The following is a 7,154-nucleotide window of genomic DNA, read 5'->3' on the forward strand; positions in this document are numbered from 1 at the left end:
CACAAGCCGTTGCAGTGACTGGACGGCTCGCGTCGAATCATCCGAATCTGCAAAATATTCCAATCCGCACGGCTGAAGGTCGACGCATCCGCGAAGCGTTTATCGCGCCGCCCGGTTGCCATATTGTATCGGCGGATTATTCTCAAATTGAATTGCGCATCATGGCGCATTTATCCGGCGACGCGCATCTGTTGAGCGCTTTTGCGCGCGGCGAAGATATTCATCGCGCAACTGCCGCCGAGATTTTTAGCGTTTCATTGCAGGAAGTCTCGGAGTCGCAGCGGCGAATCGCCAAAACAATCAATTTCGGCCTGATTTACGGGATGAGCGCGTTTGGGCTTGCGGCGAATCTCGGCATTCCGCGCGAAGCAGCGCAACTCTATATCGACCGTTATTTTGCCCGTTATCCGGGTGTTATGCGCTATATGGAGGAGACGCGCGCATGCGCGAGGCGGCTTGGTTATGTCGAGACGGTGTTCGGGCGGCGCTTATGGTTGCCTGAAATTAACGGTGGCGGCAGCGGGCCGCGCCGCGCCGCCGCCGAGCGCGCGGCGATCAACGCGCCGATGCAGGGCACCGCCGCCGATTTAATTAAATTGGCGATGATTGCGGTGCAACAATGGCTGACAGCCACCGCGCGGCGCACCAAAATGATGATGCAGGTACACGATGAATTGGTCTTTGAAGCGCCCGATGCGGAATTGGATGAAGTGCGCGCCCATTTACCGGAGTTGATGGGCGGCGTTGCGTCATTGCGCGTGCCGCTGGTCGTTGAAATCGGCGTTGGGAAGAATTGGGAAGAGGCGCATTAGAGATGCCTCTTCAAATAGGGAGAAGCTTAAGGGTAAACCACAAACCTGTTTGCGCGATACCAAGCCCGACAATCCATTTGATCAGCGCAAACTTCATGTCTGACATTTCTTGCCGTAATCCGGACCCCATTCTCTCAAGCTTGGCATCAAAGCGCTCTTCCATAGATACGAACCTGGCATTCACGCCCGCGAACTTGGCATCAAAGCGCTCTTCCATCGCTGCGAATTTGGCATCTACGCCCGCAAACTTGGCATCCATATCCTTGCGTAAGTCATCAATATCCCTTTTGGTAGCGAAATCCGAAGATTCATGCGCTCTGCGCACGACAGCGGATATCGCCTTGGCCTTTGACTCTTCAAAGCCGGCTTTTTCAAGCGCTTCAAATATCTGTAGCGTATCGAATGCGGGAAGTCCCATAGATCGTCTCCTTCCTCCAAATTCTATCTGAAACAGGTTCTATATGTCTGGAAATACTTTAGGGACGCTTTTCACTGTCACCACGTTCGGAGAATCACATGGGCCAGCAATGGGTTGCGTGATTGACGGTTGCCCGCCCGGCCTGGCGCTGAATGCCGCCGATTGCGCTATTGATTCGCAATACCGACGCGCGCAATGCGGCGATCCTGCAAAATCGCTTTCGCAATCCCGCGCATGAGGCTGACTTCTTCGTGTTCGAGCTGTGTGCGCGCAAAGAAACGGCGCAATCGCGGCAATAGTCTTTTCGGCTGCGCCGGATCGAAAAAATCCAGCGCAAGCAATGCCTGTTCAAAGTGGGCGAACATGCGTTCGATTTCCTCATTTGAAGCCAATGCGCGGATGGGCTCTGCCAGCGCGCCGCTCAATCGGGAATCGCGCGCCGCTTCTGCCAGACGCAGCTCATACGTCAACACCTGCACCGCCTGCGCCAGATTCAGAGAGTTGTAGGCCGGGCTCGCCGGAATGTAGACGCGCGCCCGGCAGCGCTCAATATCCGCATTGGATAATCCGCTGCGCTCATTCCCGAAGACAAAGGCCATTTCAACCGTAGACGCCAGGGAACGCGCACGCGCCGCGGCTTGACGCGGCGTAAAAAGCGGCGCCCCGTAGCGGCGCGCGCGGGCGGACAATGCGACGGACCACTGCACATCGGCGAGTGCCTCGTCGAGCGAAGCAGCCATTTCGGCGCGCGCCAGCACATCGCCAGCGCCGCTCGCCATTGCGAGGGCGTCTGGATGCTGGTGCGCGCGCGGCGTGCGCGGTTTGACTAGAATGAGTCGCGTACATCCCATCGTTTTCAATGCGCGCGCGGCAGCGCCGATATTGCCAGGATGGCTCGATTCAACGAGTACAAAGCGCGTCCGGTGAAACATGGGGGATTTTGATTCGAGCTAGAATGGTTTGCTTTTTGAGCACAAGCAAAGGATCCATATGCATGCGATGCTCAACACCGCAATCAAAGCCGCGCGCCGCGCTGGACAGATCATCAATCGCGCTTCGCTCGATCTCGACGGGATACAGGTGAGCGAAAAGCAGCGCAATGATTTTGTGACGAATGTGGATCGGGCCTGCGAAGCCGCGATTATTGAAATTCTACAGGCCGCCTATCCGCAGCACGCGATTCTGGCTGAAGAGTCTGGGCGCAGCGCGCAGTCATCCGATCATGTATGGATCATTGACCCGCTCGACGGCACGACCAATTTTATTCACGGTTTTCCCTATTATTGCGTGTCGATTGCGCTGATGCAGCGCGGCATTGTAACGCAGGCCGTCATTTACGACCCGACCCGCAACGATTTATATACGGCGTCGCGCGGGCGGGGCGCATTTCTGAACAACCGCCGTCTGCGCGTCTCAAGCCGCGCCAAACTGGCGGAGGCGTTGCTTGGCGTCGGATTTTGCGACCCGAAAAATCTCAATGGATATTTAGCCCTCTACAGTCGGATCAATGCGCTGTGCACGAGCGTGCGCCGTTCAGGCGCGGCGGCGCTTGATTTGGCGAATGTGGCCGCGGGCCGGCTGGATGGTCTTTTTTGAACAGGGGATTTATCCGTGGGATATGGCGGCGGGCGGTTTGTTAATCACGGAGGCGGGCGGTCTGGCCGGTAATTACACCGGCGAGCCCGATTTTCTGGAACGGGGTGAAATTGTGGCCGCAAATCCCAAACTGTATGCGCAAATGGTCACAGTGCTTAAACCGCATAGCGGCGCGCCACACAAGACAAACCAGAATGTATGAGTGATCTAAAGACTTCGCGCAAATTCCACCCGATCATTGCCCGTGAGGGCTGGCTTTTTATCGCCATCAGTTTTATATGCGCGCTCTTGGCGCAATTCTGGACCCGTTTGGCCTGGGCCTGGCCTTTCTGGTTAGTGACGCTGTTCATGATCCAGTTTTTTCGCGATCCAAAGCGCGCGCCGCCGCCCAAGCAAAACGTTGCGCTCTGCGTCGCCGATGGCCGGGTGGTCGCCATACGCACATGCCATGATCCTTATGCGCAATGCGAAGCGTTGTTGATCAGCGTTTTTATGAATCTATTGAATGCGCATTCGCAGCGCGCGCCTGTGGACGGCACGGTCATCAAGGCCGAATATTTTCGCGGCGCTTTCCTGAATGCGGCGCTGGATAAAGCGTCAAGCGCAAATGAGCGCAATGCGCTGGTGATTGAAATGAACAACGGCGAGCGCGTGACGGTGGTTCAGATAGCGGGTTTGATTGCACGCCGCATTTCGTGCAGCGTACAGCCAGGCGATGCGCTGGCGCGCGGTCAGCGCTATGGTTTTATCCGCTTCGGCTCGCGCGTCGATGTTTATTTGCCGCCCCAGAGCCGGCCCGGCGTTGCGATTGGCGATAAAGTGCAAGCAACTTCCACCATCCTGGCTGAGTTACCTTCTTCCTGAAGGACATGCAATGGCCGCTTTCAAAGCGCGTCGCACCCGCGCGACTGTTACAGTTTTTCCAAATGCCGCGCAACATCCGGCGAATAGGGAACCGTCTCGTCAATATGACGCCTATGCCGGACGCGCGCGGCGTTTTCGGCATCGCGGCATTTATCTGCTCCCCAATGCGCTCACGACCGCCGCGCTGTTCTGCGGTTTTTTTGCGATTGTCCGGGCGATGAACGCGCATTTCGAGACGGCGGCGATTGCGATCTTTTTCGCGATCGTGCTCGATGGCATGGACGGGCGCATTGCGCGGATGACAAAAACGCAAAGCGCATTCGGCGAACAGTACGACAGTTTGTCCGATATGGTCTCTTTCGGCGCTGCGCCCGCGCTGATTATGTATGAATGGGTGCTCAAGGGCCTGGGGCGCTGGGGGTGGATTGCGGCATTTGTGTACTGCGCGGGGACTGCGCTGCGGCTGGCGCGCTTCAACTCCAATCTGCATGCGCTTGACAAGCGTTTCTTTCAGGGTTTGCCATGTCCCGCCGCGGCTGCATTGATGGCGGGCTTTGTCTGGCTGGTGATTGATAACCGGATTTCCGTAAAAGTGGCCTGGCTGCCCTGGTTCGCCCTTGCGCTGACGCTGTACGCTGGCATCACAATGGCTTCAAGCGCGCCGTTCTATAGCGGCAAAGCGCTGGATATGCAGCATCGAGTGCCATTTGGCGTACTGCTTCTGGTCGTTGTCGCATTCGTGCTGGTCTCATTTGATCCGCCGCGCATGCTCTTCGGCCTATTTATTCTGTACGGCTTGTCTGGCTATGCGGTGTGGATATGGCGAAGATGGCGCTCTTAAAGTGGGCAGCATGCGGGTCAGCAGGCCATCGCGATCTACAAACTGGTGTTTCAGAACAGCCAGTACGTGCAGCGCAACCAAGCCGAGCAACAGATTATTCAGATAGAGATGCGCCGTTCTGAAGAGTGGAGCAAGCGCTTTGTTGGGTTCAATCAGCAGCGGCAGGGGAATAAGATTAAGATAAACGACGGGCTTTCCGGCAGCCAGGCTCATCAGATAGCCGGACAATGGAATCGCGAGCATCAATAAATAAAGCAGGGCATGCGTGAAATAGGCGACGCGGCGCTGCCAGGGGGCCACCGTGCTCTGCAGAGGAGGCGCGGGATGGGTGAGGCGCCACAAGACGCGCAGCACGGCGAATACGAATATGGTGACGCCAATCCACTTATGCCATGTGTAGTATTGAAGTTTGAATGGTGGAAAGCCAGGGATACCGGTCATCACCCAGCCCAGGGAAAAGCCGCAAATAATGAGCGCCGCGATCAGCCAATGCAATGCAATTGCAGGCGCCGTGTATTTTTTTTCATGGACAGCTAGACTTTGTATATGAGTCATAAAAAGCCTCCGTAAAATTTAGGGCCTGTTCTCCGTTCTCATATAAAACTGGATTGCGAACAGGCCCTAAGCATCTGAGTAATCAAATTACAAACAATTACAACGATCTTAAAACGCAATCAGTTAAATCTTTTCAGCATTCAAGATTCTCTTAAAAATCGAAGCCGCTATTCTACTCTCATATATTCTGGCAGTTATTATGTCTATTCATATCGTCAATCGTGAATATGGGATTCGATCAAGAAGCCTTTCAACAGGCAACGAAAAGATTTTGAATACAGTTTTATCAATCCAATGATGAGATATAGCCAAGCGCATTTCATCTGATACGGCGGCTTCAAAGCTCGCCGTATTTGTATACTGTCTTCGCGGCTGCTTCCTTGTCTCAAATGAAATGCGCTTGGCTATAGACCGCTTATCTGTGGCATAAGCTCTGTTTGACTCACTGCACGGGATCCATTTCAACTGGCATGAAGAGACGATGGCGCGCGGACTGTCTAAAATAATGCTTTCTCCGGACGCGCGCTGTTCATCGCCATGCACTATGCATTAAGAATCAAAAAATTTTTATATAGCCAATACTTTTACGGTGGATTGCGGATTGCGTGCGGGATTTCACTGCCAGCAGCGCTGATGCTGACCGTATTTCACGAGCGCGCGCTGGGATTTGCGATTGCAGCGGGCGCGCTCGGCGCATGCCAGGTGGATATGCCGGGGCCGCTAAAGCATAAGCGTAACGACATGCTGGCGTGCACGCTGATTGGCAGTCTTGCGGCGCTGGCGACCGGTCTGGCCGCGTATCGGCCGCTGACTTTGTGGCTGACAGTGGCGCCGCTCGCATTTATGGTGTCAATGCTCGATGTGTACGGTGCCAAATGGCCGCGCATCAGTTTCGCGGCGCTGATGATGATGGTGATAACGCTCAGTCAAAGCCTGACTTTCAAGCAGGCGTGGATCAACGCCCTCTGCCTGTTGGGCGGCGGTCTCTGGTATACATGCTGGAGCGCTGCGGTGAACCGCTGGCAGGCGGAGCGAATGGAACAGCAGGCGATTGGCGAGAGTATTTTCGCGGTTGCTGAATATTTACGGGCGCGCGCGCGCCTCTACGACTCCAAAAATGATCTGGATGAGTGCTACCGGAACCTCGTTGCCCGGCAGGTCGCCGTTGTGGACGCCCAGGATGCGGCGCGCGATCTCGTATTGCGTAATTTGCCCGTGCTGCGCGCCGGCCGGCTCGACGCGCGCAGGACGATGCTGTTCAACCTTTTTGTCAATATGGTCGATCTGCACCAGATGGTGCTGGCGGCGCATACCGATTACGCGCAGATGCGCGAGGCGTTTGATGATGCAGATGTGATGGTGTTTTTGCGCGATTTGATTGACAAGGCGGCGGGCGATCTCGACTTTCTTGGAATGGCGGTGTTGCAGGATCGCGCGTCGGAGGTGCGCATCATTCCCAAGGCAGAGCTGCGCGCGCTTGAATATGAAATCGACGTGCGGCGCAAAAAAGGCTTTCCGGCGCGCGCGCCAGAGGCGCATGCGGCGCTGGTCGCCGTGTTCCGGCGTGCATGGAGCGTGTTACGCCGGATTGACAAGATGCATCGCCTGCTTGAGCGCCCGCTCTCCTGCACAGACACCGAATTGCGCATTGAACGCGCGTTGCAGAGCTTCTTATTGCGCAAGCGCGTGCCGGCGCGACAGATTTTTTCAAACCTGAATCTGAACTCGCCCAGCTTCAGGCATGCGCTGCGGGTCAGCGGGGCGGTTGCGCTGGGTTTATGGCTCGGCAAGTCACTACCGCTGACCAATGCCTACTGGATTTGTCTGACCATTATCGTGATTCTGAAACCGGGCTTTTCCCTGACCAAACAGCGCAATATGCAGCGGCTGATGGGCACGGTCATCGGCTGCGCGCTCAGCGTTGCATTGACGCTCGGCGTGAAATCAACGCCCGTCCTGTTAGTGGTCATGTTTGCGTGCATGGCGCTGGGTTATAGTTTTCTGCTGTTCAACTATCTAGTCAGCGTGATTTTCATATCTGCATACGTATTGATTTTGTATCACTTGC

6 protein-coding genes and 3 pseudogenes are annotated in these 7,154 nt (G+C 55.6%); 6 read left to right on the top strand and 3 right to left on the bottom strand.

All coding sequences use genetic code 11. The annotated features are described in order from the left end of the window. Positions 1-812 (top strand): DNA polymerase (locus CAGGBEG34_RS08015; RefSeq protein WP_042688391.1); only part of this gene is annotated, 812 nt, incomplete at its 5' end. 10 nt (positions 813-822) lie between these two features. Here CAGGBEG34_RS08015 and CAGGBEG34_RS08020 read toward each other — a convergent pair. Beyond that, complete coding sequence (locus tag CAGGBEG34_RS08020; RefSeq protein WP_006683200.1) at positions 823-1,230, bottom strand: CCDC90 family protein; 408 nt, start codon at positions 1,228-1,230, stop codon at positions 823-825. Between the two features lie 43 nt (positions 1,231-1,273). Here CAGGBEG34_RS08020 and CAGGBEG34_RS10365 point away from each other — a divergent pair. Continuing rightward, a pseudogene (locus CAGGBEG34_RS10365) lies at positions 1,274-1,420 on the top strand (chorismate synthase); the annotation flags it as partial. Here the strand turns inward: CAGGBEG34_RS10365 and CAGGBEG34_RS08025 are convergent. Next, the gene (locus CAGGBEG34_RS08025) at positions 1,398-2,162 is read right to left on the bottom strand and encodes an RNA methyltransferase (protein ID WP_006683201.1); all 765 of its coding nucleotides are present in this window, start codon (positions 2,160-2,162) and stop codon (positions 1,398-1,400) included. The pseudogene CAGGBEG34_RS10365 and the gene CAGGBEG34_RS08025 sit on opposite strands and share 23 nt — an antisense overlap. Before the next feature lie 58 nt (positions 2,163-2,220). Here CAGGBEG34_RS08025 and CAGGBEG34_RS08030 point away from each other — a divergent pair. From CAGGBEG34_RS08030 to CAGGBEG34_RS08040, 3 genes and pseudogenes are all read left to right on the top strand, one after another. Then, a pseudogene (locus tag CAGGBEG34_RS08030) lies at positions 2,221-3,028 on the top strand (inositol monophosphatase family protein). Next, the gene (locus tag CAGGBEG34_RS08035; protein WP_006683202.1) at positions 3,025-3,690 is read left to right on the top strand and encodes a phosphatidylserine decarboxylase; all 666 of its coding nucleotides are present in this window, start codon (positions 3,025-3,027) and stop codon (positions 3,688-3,690) included. Before CAGGBEG34_RS08030 ends, CAGGBEG34_RS08035 begins: the two are co-directional and overlap by 4 nt. A 136-nt stretch (positions 3,691-3,826) precedes the next feature. Further along, positions 3,827-4,531: pseudogene (locus tag CAGGBEG34_RS08040) on the top strand (CDP-alcohol phosphatidyltransferase family protein); the annotation flags it as partial. Here the strand turns inward: CAGGBEG34_RS08040 and CAGGBEG34_RS08045 are convergent. Then, positions 4,469-5,086, bottom strand: a complete 618-nt coding sequence (locus tag CAGGBEG34_RS08045; RefSeq protein ID WP_006683204.1) for a cytochrome b — start codon at positions 5,084-5,086, stop codon at positions 4,469-4,471. The pseudogene CAGGBEG34_RS08040 and the gene CAGGBEG34_RS08045 sit on opposite strands and share 63 nt — an antisense overlap. Before the next feature lie 537 nt (positions 5,087-5,623). Between CAGGBEG34_RS08045 and CAGGBEG34_RS08050 the strand changes: the two genes are divergently transcribed. Then, positions 5,624-7,154: FUSC family protein (locus CAGGBEG34_RS08050; protein WP_042688392.1), on the top strand; the 1,531-nt coding region annotated here is incomplete at its 3' end.

It is taken from the genome of Candidatus Glomeribacter gigasporarum BEG34, assembly GCF_000227585.1.
Taxonomy (GTDB): domain Bacteria; phylum Pseudomonadota; class Gammaproteobacteria; order Burkholderiales; family Burkholderiaceae; genus Glomeribacter; species Glomeribacter gigasporarum_B.

Bases quoted from the DNA above. Each gene is read 5' to 3' on its own strand.
- CAGGBEG34_RS08020 (WP_006683200.1), bottom strand. From the start codon at position 1,230: ATGGGACTTCCCGCATTCGATACGCTACAGATATTTGAAGCGCTTGAA.
- CAGGBEG34_RS08035 (WP_006683202.1), top strand. From the start codon at position 3,025: ATGAGTGATCTAAAGACTTCGCGCAAATTCCACCCGATCATTGCCCGT.
- CAGGBEG34_RS08025 (WP_006683201.1), bottom strand. From the start codon at position 2,162: ATGTTTCACCGGACGCGCTTTGTACTCGTTGAATCGAGCCATCCTGGC.
- CAGGBEG34_RS08045 (WP_006683204.1), bottom strand. From the start codon at position 5,086: ATGACTCATATACAAAGTCTAGCTGTCCATGAAAAAAAATACACGGCG.